General features: G+C 71.0%; 14 protein-coding genes. 6 read left to right on the top strand and 8 right to left on the bottom strand.

Annotated features, from left to right (window positions below; genetic code table 11):
* Positions 1-3 precede the first annotated feature (3 nt).
* The 4 genes from RAH40_RS22610 to RAH40_RS22595 all read left to right on the top strand — a co-directional run bounded on the left by RAH40_RS22610 (position 4) and on the right by RAH40_RS22595 (position 4,812).
* A complete protein-coding gene (locus RAH40_RS22610; protein ID WP_306599908.1) occupies positions 4-1,884 on the top strand; it encodes an ATP-binding protein in 1,881 nt (626 codons plus the stop codon).
* Between the two features lie 61 nt (positions 1,885-1,945).
* Positions 1,946-3,997 carry a M3 family metallopeptidase gene (locus RAH40_RS22605; protein ID WP_306599907.1) on the top strand — a complete coding sequence of 684 codons (2,052 nt, stop codon included), beginning with the start codon at positions 1,946-1,948 and terminating at the stop codon, positions 3,995-3,997.
* A gap of 25 nt (positions 3,998-4,022) precedes the next feature.
* Positions 4,023-4,394: a nucleotide pyrophosphohydrolase gene (locus tag RAH40_RS22600; protein WP_306599906.1), complete on the top strand. Its 372-nt coding sequence runs from the start codon at positions 4,023-4,025 to the stop codon at positions 4,392-4,394.
* 40 nt (positions 4,395-4,434) lie between these two features.
* Positions 4,435-4,812: a hypothetical protein gene (locus RAH40_RS22595; RefSeq protein ID WP_306599904.1), complete on the top strand. Its 378-nt coding sequence runs from the start codon at positions 4,435-4,437 to the stop codon at positions 4,810-4,812.
* Here the strand turns inward: RAH40_RS22595 and RAH40_RS22590 are convergent.
* The 8 genes from RAH40_RS22590 to RAH40_RS22555 all read right to left on the bottom strand — a co-directional run bounded on the left by RAH40_RS22590 (position 4,769) and on the right by RAH40_RS22555 (position 17,523).
* Positions 4,769-6,784, bottom strand: a complete 2,016-nt coding sequence (locus RAH40_RS22590) for a response regulator (protein ID WP_306599903.1) — start codon at positions 6,782-6,784, stop codon at positions 4,769-4,771. The two genes, RAH40_RS22595 and RAH40_RS22590, sit on opposite strands and share 44 nt — an antisense overlap.
* Before the next feature lie 23 nt (positions 6,785-6,807).
* Positions 6,808-7,167 carry a response regulator gene (locus RAH40_RS22585; RefSeq protein ID WP_306599902.1) on the bottom strand — a complete coding sequence of 120 codons (360 nt, stop codon included), beginning with the start codon at positions 7,165-7,167 and terminating at the stop codon, positions 6,808-6,810.
* A 9-nt stretch (positions 7,168-7,176) separates the two neighbouring features.
* Positions 7,177-10,206: an MASE1 domain-containing protein gene (locus tag RAH40_RS22580; protein WP_306599901.1), complete on the bottom strand. Its 3,030-nt coding sequence runs from the start codon at positions 10,204-10,206 to the stop codon at positions 7,177-7,179.
* A 68-nt stretch (positions 10,207-10,274) separates the two neighbouring features.
* Positions 10,275-10,841: an HD domain-containing protein gene (locus RAH40_RS22575; protein ID WP_306599900.1), complete on the bottom strand. Its 567-nt coding sequence runs from the start codon at positions 10,839-10,841 to the stop codon at positions 10,275-10,277.
* Positions 10,842-10,860: 19 nt separating this feature from the next.
* Positions 10,861-13,272 (bottom strand): PAS domain S-box protein, encoded by a 2,412-nt coding sequence (locus RAH40_RS22570; RefSeq protein ID WP_306599899.1) that lies wholly within the window; start codon positions 13,270-13,272, stop codon positions 10,861-10,863.
* Between the two features lie 58 nt (positions 13,273-13,330).
* Entirely contained in the window at positions 13,331-16,069 is a 2,739-nt protein-coding gene (locus RAH40_RS22565) for a serine/threonine-protein kinase (protein ID WP_306599898.1), read from the bottom strand.
* A 24-nt stretch (positions 16,070-16,093) separates the two neighbouring features.
* Positions 16,094-16,618: a RodZ family helix-turn-helix domain-containing protein gene (locus RAH40_RS22560; RefSeq protein ID WP_306599897.1), complete on the bottom strand. Its 525-nt coding sequence runs from the start codon at positions 16,616-16,618 to the stop codon at positions 16,094-16,096.
* A complete protein-coding gene (locus RAH40_RS22555; RefSeq protein ID WP_306599896.1) occupies positions 16,615-17,523 on the bottom strand; it encodes an AAA family ATPase in 909 nt (302 codons plus the stop codon). Before RAH40_RS22555 ends, RAH40_RS22560 begins: the two co-directional genes overlap by 4 nt.
* 156 nt (positions 17,524-17,679) lie before the next feature.
* Between RAH40_RS22555 and RAH40_RS22550 the strand changes: the two genes are divergently transcribed.
* Together RAH40_RS22550 and RAH40_RS22545 are read left to right on the top strand one after the other, a co-directional pair.
* A complete protein-coding gene (locus RAH40_RS22550; RefSeq protein ID WP_306599895.1) occupies positions 17,680-18,648 on the top strand; it encodes a diguanylate cyclase domain-containing protein in 969 nt (322 codons plus the stop codon).
* Between the two features lie 102 nt (positions 18,649-18,750).
* Complete coding sequence (locus RAH40_RS22545) at positions 18,751-21,096, top strand: ATP-dependent DNA helicase (protein ID WP_306599894.1); 2,346 nt, start codon at positions 18,751-18,753, stop codon at positions 21,094-21,096.

Genomic DNA, 21,096 nt, shown 5'->3' with positions numbered 1-21,096 from the left:
AACATGGCCCTTCTCATGAGGCAGCTGTTCGCCGACCGCCGGCTGCGCAGCCAGATCGTCCGCCGCGCGGTCCTGTGGACCCTGGTGGTGGCGGTCATCATCGGGACCGGAGCGGTCTTCTCCCACCGGGAGACCCGCGCCATCGCCCTCGGCAGGGCCCGGGACAGCTTCCAGAAGGACGTGACCACGCGCCAGTGGGTCACCCAGCGGGGCGGCGTGTACGTGCCCCTGGACGAGCGGACCGCCCCCAATCCCCACCTGGCCCACGTGCGGGACCGGGAGATCATCACGACCTCGGGCAAGGTCCTCACGCTCGTGAACCCCGCCTACCTGACCCGGATGCTCCACGAGCTGGGCCGGGAGAAGTATGGCCTGCAGGGGCACATCACCAGCCTCAAGCCCATCCGCGCCGCCAACGCGGCCGATCCCTGGGAGGTCCGGGCCCTCCGGGCCCTGGAGACCGGTGCCGCCGAGTTCTACGAGGAATCGCCCGTCGACGGGCGGCCCACCCTGCGGTTCATGGGCGCCCTGGTCACCCAGGAGGGCTGCCTGCGGTGCCATGCCTCCCAGGGCTACCAGGTGGGCGACGTGCGGGGCGGGATCAGCGTCACGGTGCCCATGCCCCGGGGTTCCGCCCTCGTCGGCGGGCTGGGCAACCTGCCGACCCTGATCGTCATGGGCGCGGTCTGGAGCGTGGGCCTGATCGTCATCCTCCTGGCGGGCCGGTGGAACCTGGCCCGCCTCCAGGACCGCCAGCGGAGCGAGACCGAGCGCGACCTTCTCCAGGCGCAGCTTGCCCAGGCCCAGAAGATGGAAAGCCTGGGCGCCCTGGCGGGCGGGGTCGCCCACGACATGAACAATGTGCTCGGGGCCATCCTGGGCCTGGCCTCGGCCACCGTGGACCGCCATGCTCCCGGCGATCCGACCCGCCGGGCCCTGGAGACCATCATCAAGGCCGCCGAGCGGGGCGGGAAGACCGTGCGCGGCCTCCTGAGCTTCGCCCGCCAGAGCCCCGCCGAGGAACGGGACCTGGACCTCAACGGCATCCTCCAGGAGGAGGCCCGGCTCCTCGAGCACACCACCCTGGCGAGGGTCGCGCTCACCCTGGACCTGGCCCCGGACCTGCGGCCCATCCGAGGCGACGCCAGCGCCCTGTCGCACGCGCTCATGAACCTCTGCGTCAACGCCGTGGACGCCATGCCCCAGGGCGGGACGCTGGCCCTGCGCACCCGGAACGTGGACGGCGACTGGATCGAGCTCTCGGTGGAGGACACCGGGGAAGGCATGCCGCCGGCGGTCCTGGAGCGGGCCCTGGACCCCTTCTTCACCACCAAGGACGTGGGCAGGGGCACCGGCCTGGGCCTCTCCCTGGTCTACAGCACCGTGAAGGCCCACCTGGGGCAGCTGGAGATCCAGAGCGAGCCCGGCCGCGGCACCCGGGTGCGCATGCGCTTCCCCGTGAGCGAGAGCGCCGCCCAGCAGGCCCTGGAGGCGCAGGAGGCCCGGGAGGCCGCCCAGCCCGGGGCGTTGCGGGTGCTCCTGGTGGACGACGACGAACTGATCCAGTACTCCATCCGCACCGTCCTGGAGGTGCTGGGCCACGCCGCCACCGCCGTCTCCAGCGGGGAGGAGGCCCTGCGGCTGCTGGAGGGAGGCTTCCAGCCCCAGGTGGTGATCCTCGACATGAACATGCCGGGCCTGGGCGGCCCGGGCACCCTGCCCCGCCTGCGGGCCCTCCGCCCGGACCTGCCGGTGCTCCTGGCCACCGGACGCGCCGACCCGACGGCCATGGACCTGGCGGAGGCCCACCCGCAGGTGAAGCTGCTGTCCAAGCCGTTCACCATGGAAGATTTGCGCAGAGAGCTGCAGCGGCTGAGGGGCTGAAGATCCGGCTTCCATCCCGGGATAACCTCGTAATATGATGGCTTACTTCCCGAGGCCCCCCATGCGCACCCCCCTGCTCCTCGCCGCCGTGTCCCTCTGCGCCCAGGCCCAGACGGCCAACCCCTTCTTCGCCGAGTGGAAGACGCCCTTCGGCGTCCCGCCCTTCGCCGAGATCAAGGAGGAGCACTTCCTGCCGGCCTTCAAGGAGGGCATGGCCCGCCACAAGGCCGAAGTCGCCGCCATCGCGGATTCCGCCGAGGCGCCTACGTTCGCGAACACGGTGGAGGCCCTGGAGCTGTCGGGCCAGTTCCTGGAGCGGGTGTCCCTGGTGTTCGGCGCGCTCTCGGGCGCCGAGACCAACCCCAGGCTGCAGGCCGTCAACCGCGAGCTTGCGCCGCTGCGCGCCGCGCACTACGACGAGATCAACCTCAACGGAAAGCTCTGGCTCCGGGTGAAGGCGGTGTGGGCGAAGCGCCAGGGGCTGGATCCCGAGCAGCTGCGGCTGCTGGAGGACCGGCGCCGCGGATTCCTGCGCGCCGGCGCGGACCTGGACGAGGCGGGCAAGACCCGCATGCGCGCCCTCAACGCCGAGCTCTCCCGCCTGGGCGTGCAGTTCGGCGACCGCATGCTGAAGGCCACCAAGGACTTCAAGCTGACCCTGGACAAGCCCGCGGACCTGGCGGGGCTGCCCCAGGCCGTGCGGGACGCCGCGGCCAGGGACGGCGCCTGGGTATTCACGCTGGACGGGCCCAGCATCTGGCCCTTCCTGCAGTATGCCGACAACCGCGACCTGCGCCGCCGGCTCCTCGAAGGCTACCTGGAGCGCTGCCGCGCCGGGGAGACCGACACCCGCGGGCTGGTGAGCCGGGTGGCCGCGCTGCGCGTGCAGAAGGCCAGGCTCCTGGGCTACGCCACCTGGGCCGACTACATCCTCGAGGAGAACATGGCGAAGACGCCCGCGGGCGCCTACGGCCTCATGAAGCCCGTGTGGACCGCGGCCCTGGCCAAGGCCAAGGAGGAGCGCGCCGAGCTGCAGGCCGCCATGGCCAAGGACCGCCCGGGCGCCAGGCTCGAGGCCTGGGACTGGCGGTACTACCAGGAGAAGGTGCGCCGCGCGAAGTACGACCTGGACGAGTCCGCCCTGAAGCCCTACTTCAGCCTGGACAGCGTGCGCGGGGGCGCCTTCGGGCTGGCCACGCGGCTCTACGGCGTGACCTTCACCGAAGCGAAGGACGTCCCCGTCTACCATCCGGAGGTGCGGGTCTTCGAGGTGAAGGAACAGGACGGCCGCCACCTGGGCCTGCTCTACACCGACTACCACCCGCGCCCCGGCAAGCGCGGCGGCGCCTGGTGCGGCAGCCTGCGCCCGGGGCGGGACAACCACCGGGTCCACGCCGTCGCCACCAACGTGGCCAACCTCTCCCGGCCCTCCGGGGACGCCCCCGCCCTGCTCACGCCCGACGAGGTCCGCACCCTCTTCCACGAGTTCGGCCACGCCCTGCACGGGCTGTTCTACGCGGGCCGGTACCGGGGCCTGGGCGGGGCGCCGCGGGACTTCGTCGAGCTGCCCAGCCAGATCATGGAGAACTGGGCCATGGAGCCCGAGGTGCTCAAGACCTACGCGCGCCACTGGAAGACCGGGGAGCTGATCCCCGCCGCCCTGGGCGACCGCATCAAGAAGTCCCGCACCTTCGGCGAAGGCTTCGCCACCACGGAGTACATGGCCGCGGCCCTCCTGGACATGGACTGGCACACGCTCGCCGACGACGCGCCCCGGGACGCCGACGCGTTCGAGAAGGCCAGCATGGAGAAGTGGGGGCTGCCGCCGGAGATCCCGCTGCGGTACCGCACGGCCTTCTTCAACCACATCTGGGGCGGGGGCAACGGGTACAGCGCCGGGTACTACGCCTACATCTGGAGCGCCGTGCTGGACAGCGACGCGTTCCTCGCGTTCAAGGAGAAGGGGAACCTCTACGACCCCGCCACGGCGAGGGCCTTCCGCGCCAAGGTGCTGGACAGGGGCCAGACCGCGGACCCGGCCCAGCTCTACCGGGACTTCCGGGGCCGGGATCCCAGGGTGGACGCCCTGCTGGAAAAGCGCGGGCTCAAATAGGACCCGTCCATGGGATCCTGGTCCCATGGACGCCGACTCCCTGTCCCTCCTCACCCAGCGCCTGCGGGCCTTCGCCGCGGAAAGGGAGTGGGACGCCTTCCATTCCCCCAAGAACCTGGCCATGGCCCTGACCGGCGAGGCCGGGGAATTGGCGGCCGAGTTCCAGTGGCTCACGGAGCTTGAGAGCCGCGCCCTGGACCCCGAGCGCATGCGGCGCGTGCAGGAGGAGGCGGCGGACGTGCTGCTGTACCTGGTGCGCCTGGCCGACAAGCTGCAGTTCGACCTGCTGGAGGCCGCCGACCGGAAGATCGAGCTCAACGCCCGGCGCTACCCCGCGGACCGGGTCCGGGGCAGCGCGAAAAAATACGACGAATACAAGGAACCTGGGGGGGCGTAGAAGCCATTAATATCTTACGGCGGACTGCCGAGGAGCGCCCATGACCCAGCGAGACACCGCCCCCGCGGCGCGTCCGATCCTTGTCCTCAAGGGGCCGGCCAGCGCCGTCCAGGGCACGAGCGCCGTGGTGCGGGTGGAGGTCCGCGGCGCCGCCCCGGGCCAGCCGGTGTCCGTGCGCGGCTGGGTCAAGGGGGAGAAGGTGTTCGAAACCTTCCGCACCCTCGAGGGGGCCTCCGCCTTCGAGGCCGCCATCCCGGTCCCGCTTCTCGGGGAGGTCCAGACCCTGGTGGTGCAGGCCCACTGCCAGGGGGCCCGGTCCCCTGCCCACGCGGTGCCCCTGCGCCTGGCGCCCCTTGCCGGCCGCCGATCGGACCTCAGGACTCAAGCACTTCCCGCACCTTCCCCAGGAGAGCCTTGATCCGGAAGGGCTTCTGCAGGAAGTGGGTCTCCTCGCGCATCAGGCCCCGCTTGGCGAGGATATCGCCGGTGTAGCCGGAGATGAAGAGGACCTTGAAACCGGTCCGGGCCTCGAGGATGCGCTGCTGGAGCTCCTTCCCGTTCATTCCGGGCATGACCACGTCCGTGATCAGGAGATGGATCGGCCCCTCGTGGCGGGAAGCGAGCAGGACGGTGTCGAGGGGGTTCGAGGCGGCGAGCACCTTGTAGCCCTTCTCCTCCAGGACCAGCCTCATGACGTCCAGCATCGGCTTCTCGTCCTCGGCGATGAGGATGGTCTCGTCGCCCCCGCGGACCGATTCCTCGGCGGCCGCATCCGTGAACGCGTCCTCCGGATCGTAGGCCGGCAGGTAGATCTTGAAGGAGGTCCCCAGGCCTGGGTTGCTGTAGACCGAAACCGCCCCGCCGTTCTGCTTGATGATGCCGTACACCATCGAAAGCCCGAGGCCCGTGCCCTTCCCTTCGCCCTTGGTGGTGAAGAAGGGTTCGAAGATGTGCCTGAGGGTGAAGGGGTCCATGCCGCAGCCCGTGTCGCTGACGGTCAGCTGCACGTAGTTCCCGGGCGCCAGGCCCCCGAAGATCAGGGCCGAGGAGTCCTCCACCTGGACGTTGCAGGTCTCGATGCTGATGGACCCGGCGCCCGGCAGCGCGTCCCGGGAATTGACCACCAGGTTCGTGAGCATCTGGCTCACCTGGGACGGGTCGATGAAGACCGCCCGCAGGTCCGGGCCGGGGTGCAGGATCAGTTCGATGTCCCGCTCGATCATCCGTTTCAGCATCTTCCGGTTCTCCTCCACGGCCTCGTTGAGGTCCAGGCGCCTGGGCTGGGCGGCCTGCTTGCGGGAGAAGGCCAGGAGCTGCCGGGTGAGATCCGCGGAGCGTTCCGCGGCGGTCTTGATCTCCAGGATGCGCCTGCGGGCGGGTTCCGGGAGGGCCTGGGTCTCGAGCGAGATCTCGGAATTGATCAGGATGACGTTGAGCATGTTGTTGAAATCGTGGGCGACCCCTCCCGCCAGCCTGCCGAGGGCCTCCATCTTCTGGGACTGGAGCAGCTCGGACTCGATGCGCCGCTGCTCGGTGACGTCCTGGAGGATGCCGATGAAATGGGTGACGGCGCCGCCGTCCCCCCTCACCGGCGAGAGGGCCGTCTGGAAGAGCCTGGGCATTCCGCGCTTGTGCCGGTCCTGGATCTCCCCCCGCCACACCTGGCCGGAGGACAGGGTGGTCCACATCGTCTCCTGGCCGCCGGCGCCCTGGCTTCCGGATTCCAGGAAGCGGGGCCTGGACCCGAGGATCTCGCGGCTTTCGAAGCCCGTGATCTCCAGGTAGGCCAGGTTGGCCCATTCGATGACCCCCTGCCGGTCCATGATCAGGATGCCGTTGGCGGCCGCATCCAGCGCGATGCTCCTGAGCCGGAGCCGGGCCTCGGCCTGCTGCAGTTCCTCCACCTGCCGGGCCAGGCTCTGGGAGCGCTGGTCCAGTTTCTGCACCAGGCGCTCGTTGTAGAGCTTCAGGAAGGAGCCCTCGTCGGTGGGGGCGGGGTCCTGCGGCCGGATTTCCCCGATCTGGGTGCGCGCCACCACATCCTGCACCTGGAGCAGGAAGGCGTCCGGCTCCATGGGCTTGCGCAGGAAGGCGGCGGCCCCCAGGGAAAGGGCGAAGGCTTCGTCCTCGTCGGACTGGTAGGTGGCGGTGTAGAAGATGAAGGGGATCCGGGCCAGGACCGCGTCCTCCATCCAGGCGCGGCACAGGGAGTAGCCGTCCATCACGGGCATCAGGATGTCGGAGATGATGAGGTCCGGCGGTTCCCGGCGGGCCGTCTCCAGCGCCTCCCGGCCGTTCACGGCCTCCCGGATGGCATGGCCCTGGCTCCCCAGGAGCAGGTCCAGGAGCTTGAGGTTGGTAGGGATGTCATCGACCAGCAGGATCTTCATGCTCGGCTCCCCCGGATGGCGGGTCAAATGAACGAGGCGACGGTGCCCGTGAAGGTCTCGGGGTTGATGGGCTTCTCGATGTATTCCGTGAAGCCTTCCAGCAGGGCCCGCTCGCGGTCCCCGGCCATGGCGTAGCTGGTGATGGCCATGATGGGGGTCCCGGCCGTCCCGGGCAGGGCCCGCAGGGCCTTGACGACCTGGTACCCGTCCATGCCCGGGAGCTGGATGTCCAGGAGGATGAGATCGAAGGGCTCCGCCTGGGCGATGGCGATGCCCGAAGGCCCGTCGGTCGCCTCGACCAGGTGCACCTTCAGGGGGCTCAGGAGCATCCGCACGAGAAGGAGGTTGTCCGGGTTGTCTTCGATGACCAGGATGCGTTTCATGGTTCTCCTCTAGAGCGGCAGCGACAGCGTGAAGGTGGCGCCCCTGCCCGCCTCGCTTTCGGCCAGGATATCGCCGTTCATGAGACGGGCCAGTCGCCTGCTGAGCGCCAGGCCCAGGCCGGTGCCCTCGTTGCGGCGGGCGAGTCCCTCGTCCAGCTGCTCGAATTCCCGGAACAGCCGGTGAAGGTCCTGGGCGGCGATGCCGGGCCCGGTGTCCTGCACCTCCACATCCACCCGGGCCTCCCGGAGGCGGATGCGGACCGTGACGCGCCCGGTGTCCGTGAATTTCACCGCGTTCGAAAGGAGGTTCAGGAAGATCTGGGACACCCGCCGGCGGTCGCCGGTCATGGGGAGCGCCTCCGGGAAGGCGTCCCGGAGCAGGTCCAGGCCCTTGGACGCCGCGGCGGGCGCCAGGGTCTCCATGGACTCCCGTAGCGTCTGCACCAGGTCGTAGGGCTGGGCGGCCAGCCGCATTTCCGAGGCCTCGATCTTGGAGAGATCCAGGACGTCGTTGATCAGGTCCAGCAGGTGGCGGCCGTTCCGCTGCACGATCCGCAGGGGCTCCTCCTGCTGGGCCTGCAGGGGGCCGGCCATGCCGCCCAGCAGGACGCCCGTGAATCCGATGACCGAATTGAGCGGCGTGCGCAGTTCATGGGACATGGCCGACAGGAAGGCGGATTTGGCGCGGTCGGCGGCCTGGGCCCGTTCCACGGCCAGGGCCAGGTCCTCGTTCGCCTCCCTCAGGAGGGCCGTGCGTTCCTCGACGCTGCGTTCCAGTCCGGCGGCATGGGCCTTCAGGCGCTCGTGGAGGAGGGCGTTCTGGAGGCCCGTGGAGACCTGGCCCGCCAGGGTCTCCAGGAACGTGGCCTCCGCCCCGTACGCCCGCGGCCGGCCCGAACCCAGCACGAGCCGTCCGATGTCCTGGCCCGCCTTCCTGAGGGGGAGGATCGCGAAGGACACCACGCCGGGGGCCCCGAAGCGCGGGTCCGCCGCCGCATCCTCAACATAGACGGCCCGGCCGTCCATGGGACCCAGGGCGTCGACGCGCAGGTCCCCCTCCTCGTCCCGCGCGGCCCCGGCAGGTGCCCGGACGCTGTCCAGGAGCCGGAGCTCCGCGCCCTCCTGGAGGTAGAGCGCCGCAAGGTCCGATCCCGTGGCGGAAAGGGTTCCCAGCAGGGCGGCCTGGGAGCAGGCGGCAACGTCCAGGGTCATCGTGAGGCGGTTGCCCAGCTCGTTCATGGCCGCAAGCTGGGCGGCCCGCCTCAGGAGGGCCGCCTCCGCCAGCTTCTGGTCCGTGATGTCCTCGCCCAGGCCGATGGTGCCGATGATGGCTCCGGCCCGGTCCCGGAGGACCGTGTTGTTCCACCGGATGAGCCGGCGCCCGCCGCCGCGGGTGAGGATCTCGTTCTCGTTGTGGACCTGGATCTCCCCCTTGTTCATGGATGCGTCGAGGGCCGCCTCGACCCGCGGGCGGTCCTCCGGGGGCACGAACATGTCGAACCAGTTGCGGCCCAGGACCTCCTCCCGGGACCGGCCCGTCAGCTGGAGCAGGTGGTCGTTGCAGAAGGTGATGGTGGCCTGGGCGTCCAGGGACACGGCCACGAGCTTCACCGTTTCCAGGGTCGCCCGGAACCGGCGCTCGGATTCGGCCAGGTCCATGCGGGTCTCCATGGCCGCCAGCGCGTAGCCCATGTCCCCCGCCAGCTCGCCCAGGAGCCGGCCTTCTTCGGTGCCGAGGAGGTCCGGCTCCCCGTAGCAGGCCATGAGGGCGCCCACCGCCTTCCCGGCCTGGAGGATCGGAAAGGCGCACTGGGCCTGGTAGCCCAGGGTCAGGGCCCGGGCCCGCCAGGGGGCGAAGGCCGGATCGTTCAGGCAGGCCGGAAAGACCACGGCCTGGCCGGCGAGGGTTTCGTTGTCCGGGAGGGCGAGGCCGCCCAGGTGGCCGAAGGAGGCCCCCGGGACCAGGCACCCCGTGGCTTCGTCCTTGAACCCCAGCCAGGCCATCTGGAAGCCGCCCATTTCCACCAGGAGGCGGCTGGCTTCCCGCAGCAGCGTGGGGCGGTCCTCGGAATGGACGATCGCCTGGTTCACCTCGGACAGGGTCCGGTAGAGCCGGTTCTGGAGGCGCAGCCGGTCCTCGAGGCGCTCCCGTTCCTGCAGCGCGGAACCCAGCACGAGGGTGGTGATGGCCAGGGTGCAGATGAAGCCCTGCTGCAGGAGGAGGGACCCGTTCAAGGGGCCGGGAAGCAGGAAGGGGCCCGCGCCGAGCACGGTGGACGTGGTGGCGAGGAGGGCCAGCAGGGCGACCAGGGCCGACGCATGGAAGGGACCGAGCCGGGAGGTGCTCAGGACCAGCAGCGGAAAGAAGAAGAAGGCGAGGGGCGGAAGGAAGGGGCAGACCCCGAACCAGAAGACGAGGATCAAACCGGCGGCCAGCAGCGCATCCCGGTGGACCTTCCGGGGCAGGGCGGCCAGCTGCCGCCTCCGGAACGTCAGCAGCATGGGCGTCAGGACCAGGGCGCCGGCGGCATCGCCCAGCCACCACGAGGCGCCCACGGCCTGGAAGAGGTGCCAGCGGCCCGTCGCCGAGCAGAACGCCAGGGTCCCCACCAGGGCGCTGGCGAAGGTCGCCACGACCGCCCCGCCCAGGATGAACTGGAGGACGTGGGCCACCCGGTTGAAGGGATGGCGGGTGCCCGTGAACCGCTCAATGAGATACCCGGCCAGGAGGGCCTCCGCGGCGTTGCCCAGGGCCGTGGCCAGGGAGGCGGCCACCAGGTTGACGGGAGGCAGGCCGAGGCGGGCGAGGACCAGCGCGTTGGCCAGGAAGGCCCCGAGGAGGACGGCCGACCAGATGCCTGGGCCGTACCGCAGGCAGGCGGCGATGGCCAGGCCCGTGGGAATCCACACGGCCGTGGCGTTGGAGCCCGGCACGGCCAGGGCGAGCCCGAGGGCGGCCAGGACGAAATAGGCCGCCGCGAGGCCCGCCAGGTGGCGGACGGGAAGGCGTTTCCAAGGGAAGTGCCAGTGGGGCTTCATGGGTGGCCGCCGGGGTTGAAGGGATGCTTTGTTCCTTTATACCCCGGAAGGGCTCCCGGCCGCAGCGTTCACTGGGGCAGCAGCCCCAGCTCCTCCGCGTTGGCGTGCAGGACGTCCACCACGCGCTGGAAGTGCTCGTCCTCGGTCCCTCCGACGAGTTCGGACAGCTTCCGGAACCCTTCGATCATCTCCTCCCGGTTCACCCCCGCCGCGAAGGCGGGGGTCTTCATCTTCTTGCGGATGCTTTTGGGCTCGAGGCCCTCCGTGCGCTGGGGACGCACCAGGGCGCAGGCGGTGACGAAGCCGGTGACCTCGTCCGAGGCCACCAGGGCGCGCTCCAGGAGGTCCTCGGGGCGGATGCCGGTGCGCTCCCAGGCGTGGGCGGCCACGGCCCGGGCCAGGGCGGGTTCGGAACGCTCCTCCAGCCACGCGACCACGCGCGCGGGGTGCTCCCCGGGCCAGCGGTCGTAGTCGGCGTCGTGGAGCAGGCCGGCCAGGGCGAAGGGCCGCGGGTCCCGCCCCAGGCGCCGGGCCAGGTCCTCCATCACCAGCTCCACGCCCCGCGCGTGGATGCGCAGGCGCTCCGAGGGCGTCCACTCGCAAACCAGGGTCCAGGCCTCTTCGCGCGTCAGCATGCGGTCCTCCACGCCAATTCTAGGCCAGTTCGCGGATCTTCCGGGCCAGTTCCTGGACGGAGAAGGGCTTGTGCAGGAGCCCCACCGAGGGCCGGCCCTCCACCATGGCCCGGGCGGCGGCGTCCACGTAGCCCGAGGACACCAGGACCTTCTGGCCGGGCCTGAGCTCCAGGATCCGCGGCAGGGCCTCGTTGCCGGTCATGCCGGGCATGTTCAGGTCGAGGATCACCAGGTCGAAGGCCGCGGGGCCGGCCAGCGCCTCCAGGGCCCCCGCGCCGCTGTCCGCGCACGTCACCTGGTGGCCCTGCCAGTGCAGCACGTCGGTCACGGACTCGCGCAGGAGTTCGTCGTCGTCCACCACCAGGATCTCCAGGCCGCGCACCGCGGGACCCTCGCGCACCGGCGCGGGCTCCACGGGCCGGTCCTCGGAACCCGGGAAGGCCAGGCGCACCTGCGTGCCCTCCCCGGGGCGGCTGGCGATGGAGAGGGTGCCCCTGTGGGCCTGCACGGTGCCGTAGACCATGGCCAGGCCCAGGCCCGTGCCCTTGCCGGCGGGCTTGGTGGAGAAGAACGGCTCCGTGGCGCGCAGGACGACCTCCTCGGTCATGCCCGCGCCGGTGTCCTCCACGTCCAGCAGCACCTCGCCGCCGGGGCCGTTGGCGGTGCGCAGGGTGATGGTCCCGCCCTGGGGCATCGCGTCCACGCTGTTGACGCAGATGTTCATGACGGCGTGGTTCAGGGCGCCGGGATCGCCTTCCACGGCGCGCAGGTCCGGGGCGAGCTCGGTGACGAACCGGACCCTCTGGAGCGTGGTCCGGCTCAGGAGGCCGACGACCTCCTCCACCTGCCGGTTGAGATCCACCGGCAGGATCTCCCCCAGGTCCCGCCGGGCGAAGCACAGCAGGCCCTGGACCACTCCGCGCCCGCGCACGCAGGCCTGGCGGATGGTCTCCATGGACCGGTTCCCCGGGTCCCGCTCCATCTCGAGCGAGGCCAGGCCCAGGATGGCGCCCAGGACGTTGTTCAGGTCGTGGGCGACGCCGCCGGCGAGATTGCCCAGGCTCTCAAGCTTCTGGGATTGCTGAAGGCGCAGCTCGAGGTCGCGCTGCTCGGCTTCGGCGCGCTTGCGGCGCTCCTCCTTGTCCATGTCCTCCAGGGCGTACGTGAGGTCCAGGCAGACCTCCTCGAGGAGGGCGATCTCCTGGGGGCCGAAGAACCCCGCCTCCTCCGCGTAGATGGCCAGGACGCCGAAGACCGTCCCGTCGCCCCTGCGCAGGGGGAAGGAACCCGCGGCCTTGAAGCCCAGGGATCTTCCGGTGTCCCGCCAGGGCGCGGTGCGCGGGTCCTCGGTGAAGTCGTAGGCGAGGACGGGGCTCCCCTCCCGGAAGGCCCGGCCCATGGTGCCCCGGCCCTCGGGCCGGTCGTCGGTGGCGTAGACCACCAGGGACTCCACCCAGCCCTCGGGGCCCCCGTGGAAGGCCAGGGGCTTGAACCGGCCGGTCTCCGGCTCGGGCGCCGCGATCCACGCGCCCCAGAAGCCGCCGCCCACCACCAGGTCCCGGCAGATGCACCGGAAGAGCTCCTCCGGGGACTGGACCCGGACGATGGACTGGTTCACCTGGCTCAGGGCCGCGTAGAGCCGCGAAGCCCGGGTCAGGGCCTCCTCGTCGGCCTTCCGGGCGGTGATGTCCTCGATCACGGTGAGGATCCGGAGGCCGCCGTCCAGCTCGAGGAGGTCGCCCGAGACCCGGCCCACCATCACGACCCCGGCCTTGGTGCGGAAGAGGGCCTCCATGCCCTCCACCCGGCCCGCGGCCCGCAGCTGCTCGAGGTACGTCTTCCGGGCCTCCGGGGACACCCAGAAGTCCGCAGCCGAGCGCCCGGCCAACTCGTCCCGGGTGTAGCCCGTGAGCCGGAGCATGGTGTCGTTGACCTCCTCCACTTCGCCGCCGGGGTACCTCGCCAGGATGATGCTGGAGGGGTTCGACCGGAAGATCCGCTCGAACTTGTCTTCGGCCAGCTTCAGGGCCTCCTCGGCCTGGGCCGCGGAGGTGACGTCCCGCACCACGGCGATCACGCGGCCGCCGGCCCGGGTGAGGCGCACTTCGCTCCAGAAGAGGGAGCCGTCGGCCCGGCGGGAGCGCCAGGGGAACTCCACGCTTCCCCGGGCGCTGGATTCCCGGATCCGGACCTGGGCCACCGCCAGGGTATAGCCCTCGGCGCTGGCGCTGAGCAGTTCCAGGTCCAGCCGTGCCAGGGCCTCGGCGGTGTACCCGAACATCTCCAGGCCGGCCCGGTTCACTTCCAGGATCTGGCCGGTGACCGCGTCGTGGACGAAGACGGCGTCGGGCAGGGCATCCAGGATGAGCGAATAGTCGAGGGGCGGGCTCCCGGGGCCGGATACCAATGCTTGTGGCCCAATGGGATACATGGGTCTCCTCGCCTGGGGCGCTTCAGGATCGACGGGCGGTTGGGTGACTCATTATGCCCTACCGGGAAAGGCCATCCACCTCGAACAGTTCGCTGAGCTTGCGGTCATAGGTGTAGGCAACCGTCCGGGCGTCCGGCGTCATGAACACGCTCCGGATCTGCAGGTGGCCGGCGGGGTCCGGCGGCGAGAAGCTGCGCACCACCGTGCCGGCGCCGGTGACGGGGTCCAGGCGCCGCAGGACCACGGGCAGGGCGGCCAGTTCGCTGCGGACGTGGATGCCCCGGCCGTCGCCCGTCCAGCCCACGACCCGCTCGCCCTTGGCCAGTCCCCGGATGGGCTGGGGCGCCGCGTCCCCGTGCACGGGCACGATGAACCATTCTTTCGCGTTGCCCGTGGCGATGAAGCGGCTGCCGTCGGGGGAGAGCGGCGTGAGGCCGGCCACCATGGCGCCCAGCCCCTCGGGAGTGAAGAGCCGCGGCTCCCCCTTGCCGGGGACCCAGCTGTACCAGCCCATCCGGTCCTTCTCCTGCCCCTGGAAGACCAGCTCGGCCCCGCGCTGGTAGGCGGTGCCCAGGCCCTGGAACCGCTTGGGCATGGGCAGCACCTGGGACCTCCCGGCGCCCGTGGGCATGAAGAAGAAGTAGCCCACCGGGTTGCCCTGGGCGTCCTTGACGGCCCCGGGGGTGAGGCCGGCCTGCTGGAAGGCCGCGGCGGCCCCGCGGTCCAGGTCCCCGGCCCCCAGGAAGTCGATGGAGAGCTGCAGCGAGGAGCCGTCGGGGGCCAGGGTCATGGGGTTGCCCCGGGCCAGCTTCACGGGGGAGGCCTCGTCCAGGCGGTACACGTAGGCCTGGTCCCGGGAGGTTCCGCCGTCCAGCGCGGGGGACTCCAGCAGCAGCAGGGTGCGCCCGTCGGCGCTCAGGCCCGCGGCCTGGGTGCCCTCCAGGATGGAGATCTCCCGGGTGGCGCCGCCCTGCTGCACGAAGACGCCCCGGCGCACCCGCTGGCTGGCGAGGAGGGCCCGCCCCTGGGGCGAGACGTCCATGAGCTGCTTGGCCCCCTCGCCGCGCCAGACCAGGCGCCTGGCGCCGCGGGAGGAGAGGGCCCACAGGGAGGTCTGGTCCCCTTCCCATTCCGTGAACCACAGCTCCCCCGACGGGCCCCAGGCCATCCCCGTCAGGGTCTGGGCCAGGGAGTCCCCGGCCTTGGTGAAGAGCACCTTCAGGCCCCCCTTGCGGTCGAACACGCCGATCTCGGACACGCCGCGGTTGCTGTCGCTGTGGATGACGGCCAGGCGTCCACCGCCGGGGGCCAGGCGCAGGCACTTGATGCCCGTGGCGCCTCCGTCCTCCGTGAAGACCGTGCGCCCCGAGGGGAACTCCACGCGGATGACGCCCTTGTCGTCCATGGCCAGGAGGGCCATGCTCTGGCCGTCCCAGGCGGCGTCGCTGACGTCCTCCAGGATGTCCTTGACGCTGCCGCCCCCGCCCGGGGCCTGGGCCAGGAGCCCGCTGAAGCGGCCCCCGAAACGGCGCACCGGGTTGCGCAGGAGGGCCAGCTCGCCCTGGCTCGAGACGCCCAGGAGCAGGGCGTCGGAGATGCCCAGGGCCTTGGGGCCCTCGGTGCCGGGATAGAGCGCGAAGAGGCCGGGCGCGCCGCCCTGGACGCGGGCGGAGTAGAAGATGGTCGTGCCGTCGGGCCCGAAGAAGGCCGATTCCAGGGTGCCCGGGGCGGTGTTCACCCGGTGGAAGACCGGCGCGGGCGCGGCGGGCGCCGGGCGCAGGACGGCCGCCGCCAGGGCCAGGGCCGCCACGGCCCCGAAGGCCCAGGCGGGCACCTTCCGGCGGGGCTTGTGGGGCGCCATGGGACCGCCCAGCGAGATGGTGTCCAGGTGCTGGAGGGCGAAGGCGATGTCACGCATGGACTGGAACCGCGCCTCGGGGCGCTTTTCCAGGCAGTGGGCCACGATGCTCTCCAGGACGGGGGAGAAGGGGCCCCGGGAGCCCTTGAGGTCGGGGGGGTCCTGGTTGAGGATGGCCTCGAAGGTCAGGGCCGCCGTGTCCCGCCGGAAGGCGCGCTGGCCGCTGAGAAGCTCGTAGAGCAGGACCCCGAAGCTGAAGATGTCGCTGCGGGCGTCCAGGTCCTCGCCCCGCACCTGCTCGGGGCTCATGTAGCCCAGGGTGCCCACCACCATGCCGGCCTGGGTGCCCGGGCCGGAGGGTTCCGGGGCCGGAAAGGGCGCCTGGGCCACCGCGGTGGCGGAGGGCGGAGCCGAGGCGGTGAGGGTCTCGTCCAGCGGCCCCGGGGCCGGGGTCCAGCGGGGCATGGGCTTGGCCAGCCCGAAGTCCAGGAGCTTCACCTGCCCGTCCTTGCACAGGAAGATGTTCTCGGGCTTGATGTCCCGGTGGAGGATCCCCTTGTCGTGGGCCGCCGCCAGCCCCAGGGCCACCTGGGAGGCGATGTCCAGGGCCTTGCGGGGCGCCAGGGCCCCGGGCCTCAGGCGCTCCCGCAGGTTCTCGCCCTCCAGCAGCTCCATCGCCGCATAGCAGATGCCGTCCTGGCGGCCGAAATCGAAGATGCCCATGACGTTGGGGTGGGAGAGGGCCGCGACGGCCTTGGCCTCCCGCTCGAACCGCGCCACCCGGACCGGATCGTCGGCCATGGAGGGCGGCAGGACCTTGATGGCCACGAGGCGGTCCAGCTTGGAGTCCTTCGCCTTGTACACGACGCCCATGCCGCCCATGCCGATCTGGGACAGGATCACGTAGGGCCCGAGGAGGGCGCCGGCTTCCAGGGTCATTCGGGGCTCCTGCCGATCAGCTTACTATGCCTTGCCCTGCCAGCGCTGGAAGCGAAGGGCGTAGTCGGCGACCGTGGCCCCGGCGCCCAGGCCCAGGGCGGCGAGGTAGGCGGTGAGGTAGCCCCGCACGATCACCGCGGCCGAGGGCAGGTCCCGGAACCGCTCCTCCTCCAGGGCCTCCAGGTAGGCGAGGCGGACGTTGGTCTCGGCCGCCATGCGGTCCAGGGTGACGCCCGCGGCCTCGCGGGTGCGCTTCAGGGCGGGACCGTCCAGGATCCGGTCCGGCTCCCGCGCCGGGGCGGGCAGCGGCCGCGGCGGGGGATGGGGCGCGTCCAGGATGCCGCAGAGCTCGGCGTAGGCGGCCTCCACCTCGGCCAGGACCCGGGCCTGGGCCGCCGGGCCGAACTCGTCCATGGAGGGCAGCCCCGAGCCGGAATAGAGCCCCTTGAGGAACGTGTGGGCGCGGCGGATCTCGTCCAGGCCGGCGCCGGCGTCCACTTCCAGGAGCTCGCGGCAGCGCGCCTCCCCCATGGCCCCGGATCCGGTCATGGCGTCGCCTCCCCGCGGGCCCGGGTCTTCAGGATCCCGTCCAGGATCGATTCCAGGTCGTTGCGCAGGGCGAAGGAGGCGCCCTTGAGCACCAGGGTGGATCCCTGTCCGAACTGGTTCCACAGGTCCTTGTCGTGGTGGATGAATCCCGCGAGCTCCGTGGGCACCTGGAAGAACTTGACCACGGCGCTGCGGGCGGCGCGCCCCTTGTCCACCTGCCGGAACTCGCGCACCTCGTTGAGCACCAGGTGGAGCGCCAGCCTCGCGTGCTCGCGTCCGTAGGCCTCCTTGAAGGTCTCCGAGAGGCCCGAGAGGTGCCGGGCCAGATCCTGGACGGTGACGATGCCGTGGGCTGCGCGATCCTTCCAGATGGCCCGGGCGGGGTCGCGCAGGCGGGCTTCGGTCAGGACCCCGCTGAGCAGCCGGAACTGGAGGTTCTTCACGAAGAGGTAGAAGTTCTCGATGGAGAGCGGCTCGGGGGTGATGACGGCCACCTTCACGTCGGCCAGGAGGAAGGCATCCAGGGTGTCGTACTGGGTGCCCGCCCCCAGGTCCAGGATCACGTGGTCCGCCTCCAGGCGCCGGAGGTGCCGGAAGAACTTCTGCTTCTGGGCCGAATTCATGCCATCGGTGTTGGCGGAGTTGAGGTTGCCCGGCACCAGCTGGAGGCCGGGGACCCGGGTGTCCAGGGCCAGCTCCTCCAGGGTGGCCTTGCCGTCCAGGAACCGGCCCAGGTTCGCCGGGGGGTTCCGCAGGCCGCAGTAGGTGTGCTGGTTGGCGCCGCCGAAGTCGGCGTCCACCAGGACCACCCGCCGGGAGCGCTCCGCGAGCCGGATGGCGAGGCCGTTGGACACGAGGCTCTTGCCCGTGCCGCCCTTGCCTCCCCCCACTGCCCAAATCAGCATGAAAGCCCTATAGAAACATCCGAGTCCACCCTAACAGAATCGGACCAGTAAGGTTAGGCGGGCGAATGACCCTATTGCCAGAACGGATCGTATTGAGATTTTTATATAGTGGGTTGGGTTTGTTGACATATTCTAGGAAATAACACTGGAAGGCTCATGGATCCTATCAACCCAGCGGCTGCCCCCTCACCCTTCCTCAACTGGAAGGAACCCCGGGAAGTTGCCAAACGACTTAAAGTCCTCATCAAGGCCATCGAGCAGAGCCCGGTCTCCGTCATCATCACGGACCCCAAGGGCGTCATCCAGTACGTGAACCCCAAGTTCACGCAACTCATGGGCTTCTCGCTGGAGGAGGCGGTGGGCCAGACCCCCCGCATCCTCAAGGGCGGGTTCCTCACCCGGGACTTCTACAAGAACATGTGGGACACGATCCAGGAAGGCCGCGAGTGGCACGGGCTCTTCCACAACCGCACCAAGGGCGGCGACCTTGTGTGGGAGCTGGCCTCCATCTCGCCGATCCGGGACGACTTCGGGACCATCACCCACTTCGTGGGGGTGAAGGAGGACATCACCGAACTCAAGCGCCTCCAGGACCAGATGGCCCACATGGCGCACCACGACCAGCTCACGGGCCTGCCCAACCGGTTCCTCTTCCTGGACCGCCTGGGCCAGATGCTCGCCCAGGCCAAGCGCCGGGACACCACCTTCGCCGTGCTCTACCTGGACCTGGACGACTTCAAGGCCGTCAACGACACCCGGGGCCACGCCGCCGGCGACAGCCTCCTGACCGCGGTGGCCCAGCGCCTCATGGGCTGCGTGCGGGAGACCGACACCGTCAGCCGCATGGGCGGGGACGAGTTCACCATCCTCCTGGCGGACATCCACGACATGGCGGACGTGGAGCGCATCGTGGGCATGATCCTCAAGGCGATCTCGAACCCCTTCACCATCGGGGCCGGGGAGTGCAGCGTGGGCATCTCCATCGGCGTGGCCATCTACCCCCTGGACGGCCTGGACACGGACCCCCTGCTGTCGGCGGCCGACAGCGCGCTCTACAAGGTCAAGGCCGACGGCAGGGGCGGCTACTGCTTCCCCTCCCGCAACCTGGGGCTGCCGCCGGCCTGAGGGGAATCAGGAATCCTTTCCCGGCGAACCTCGGCTCCTGTCCCGGACCCAGGCCCGGAAATCATGAGGGCTTTCCTTTTTGACACCTTCTAGAATCGAACGATGAGCCTGGGTCTTTCCGTTCGCGAGTTCGTCGCCCCCCTGGAGCCTTCGGGAAGCCTGGACGCCAGGCGCTCCCTGGCCGCCGAGGAGGACCCCATGGCCCTGGGGGCGCGGCTCCACGCGCGGGTGCAGAAGCGCCTGGTCCAGGAGGACGCCCGGACCCGGCCGGAGGTGGCCGTGCAGGCCGCGCTGGCCCACGAGGGCTTCGAGGTGCTGGTGCGGGGCCGGGTGGACGTGCTTTTGGGCTCCAGCCCGCCGGTGGTGGAGGAGATCAAGACCAGCTTCCGCCCCGGGGCCGTTCTCGCGGAGCTGGACGCGGAGCACCCCTTCGCCCTTCAGGCGCTCATGTACGCATGGATCGTCTGGAAGGACGCGGGGGAGGTCCCCCTCTGCCGCATCCGGGTCATCAGCCTCCTGGACGAGAGCGAGACCCTGGTGGAGCTGCCCTTCGACCCCGGGGCCTTCTCGGCCTGGGTGGAGACGCGGCTCCGGGACCTGCACGCGGCCTGGGACCGGGCCCAGGCCCGGCGCGCGGAGCGCCGGGAGCTGGCCGGGAGCCTCGCCTTCCCCTTCCCGGAACCCCGGCCCGGGCAGGCCCGGCTGGTGGAGCTGGTGGCCTCCTCCCTGGCCTCGGGCCGGCGCATGCTCCTGCAGGCCCCCACGGGCCTGGGCAAGACCGCCGCGGTGCTCTTCCCCGCCCTGGCCCGGGCCCTGGCCGACGATCTGCGGGTCTTCTACTGCACGCCCCGCAACAGCCAGCACGAGGTGGCCGAGGACTGCGTGCGGCGCATCCGCGCCAGCGGCCACCCGGTGCGCTCGGTGACCATCAAGGCCAAGGAGAAGGTCTGCCCCCAGGCCGAGGTGGACTGCCGGCCCGAGGTGTGCCCCCGGGCGGACCTCTACTTCGACCGCCTCAAGGCCTCGGGCGCCGTGGACGCGCTCATGGCCTCGGGCTGCGCCGACGCCGCGGCCGTGAAGGCCGCCGCGGACGAGCACCTGCTCTGCCCCTTCGAACTCTCCCTGGACGCCGCGCGGAGCGCCGACGTGGTCATCGGGGACTACAACTACGCCTTCGCTCCCAACGCCACCCTGGTGCGGTTCTTCGGTTCCCCCGAGGAGGCCGCGCGCAACGTCGTGCTGGTGGACGAGGCCCACAACCTGCCGGTGCGCGCCGCGGACTGGTTCAGCCCCGCCCTGGAGATCGCCTTCCTGGAGGAGCTGCGCAAGCGGCGCACCGTGCCCAGGGACCGCGCGCTGCGCACCCGGCTCACCGCCCAGATCAGGCGCTGCGTGGCGCTCCTGCAGGCCCAGGAGGGCGACCACCGCGTCGTGGAGCTGGATCCCCAGCCCTTCCTGGGGGAGGAGTTCCGCATCACCCGGCTCGTCGCCGAGACCGCGGCGCGGGGCGTGGAGCTGCGCCCCTCCCATCCGCTGGTGGAGCTGCAGCGGGCCTGGGGGGCCTTCTGCGCCGTGCTGCGCATCCTGGCCGCGCCCCACATCGTCACCTGGGTCCCCCCCGGGCGCCTCCAGATCACCTGCGCCGACGCCTCGGCCCACCTGCAGGAGCGCATGGCCGGGTTCCATTCCGCCGTGCTCTTCTCGGCCACCCTCAAGCCCTTCCTCTACCACCGGCGCCTGGCGGGCCTGGCCTCCCTGGACGTCGTGGAGGCCGAGATCCCCTCGCCCTTCCCGCCCGCGAACCGCAAGATCCTCGTGGTGCCGCAGATCTCCACCCTGTACCGGCTGCGGGACCGGGAGGTGCCCCGCATCGCCCACTTCCTGGGCCGCGTCCTGCCCCTGCGCCCCGGCAACTACTTCGTCTTCTTCCCGAGCTTCGAGATGCTGGAGAAGACCCTGCCCCACCTGGACCTGCCCGGCTTCCAGGTGCTCGCCCAGCCCCGCAGGGCCGGCGCCGCCCGCATCGCCGAACTGGTCCAGGCCCTGCGCGCCGGCACCGGCACCGTGGTGCTGGCCGTGCAGGGCGGCTCCCTCTCCGAGGGCATCGACCTGCCCGGGGAGGCCCTGATCGGGTGCGTGGTGGCCGGCCCCCCCCTGCCCCCCTTCGACCTGGAGCGGGACCGCGTGCGGGCCTACTTCCAGGCGGCCTACGGCTGCGGCCAGGCCTACGCCTACACCTACCCCGCGGCCGCCAAGGCCGTGCAGGCCGCGGGGCGGGTGATCCGCACTCCCGAGGACCGCGGCCTCCTGGTGTTCCTGGACGGCCGGTTCCTGGAGGCCGACTATGCCGCCTGCTTCCCCGAGGGCTGGTTCCGGGAGTCCCCCGCCGAGCTGGTGTCCGCATCGATCCTGGGGGACATCGCGGACTTCTGGACTGTGCCATCCTGA

This window comes from Geothrix sp. 21YS21S-2, assembly GCF_030846775.1.
Lineage (GTDB): Bacteria > Acidobacteriota > Holophagae > Holophagales > Holophagaceae > Mesoterricola.
This window is presented reverse-complemented; position numbering and strand designations above follow the sequence as displayed.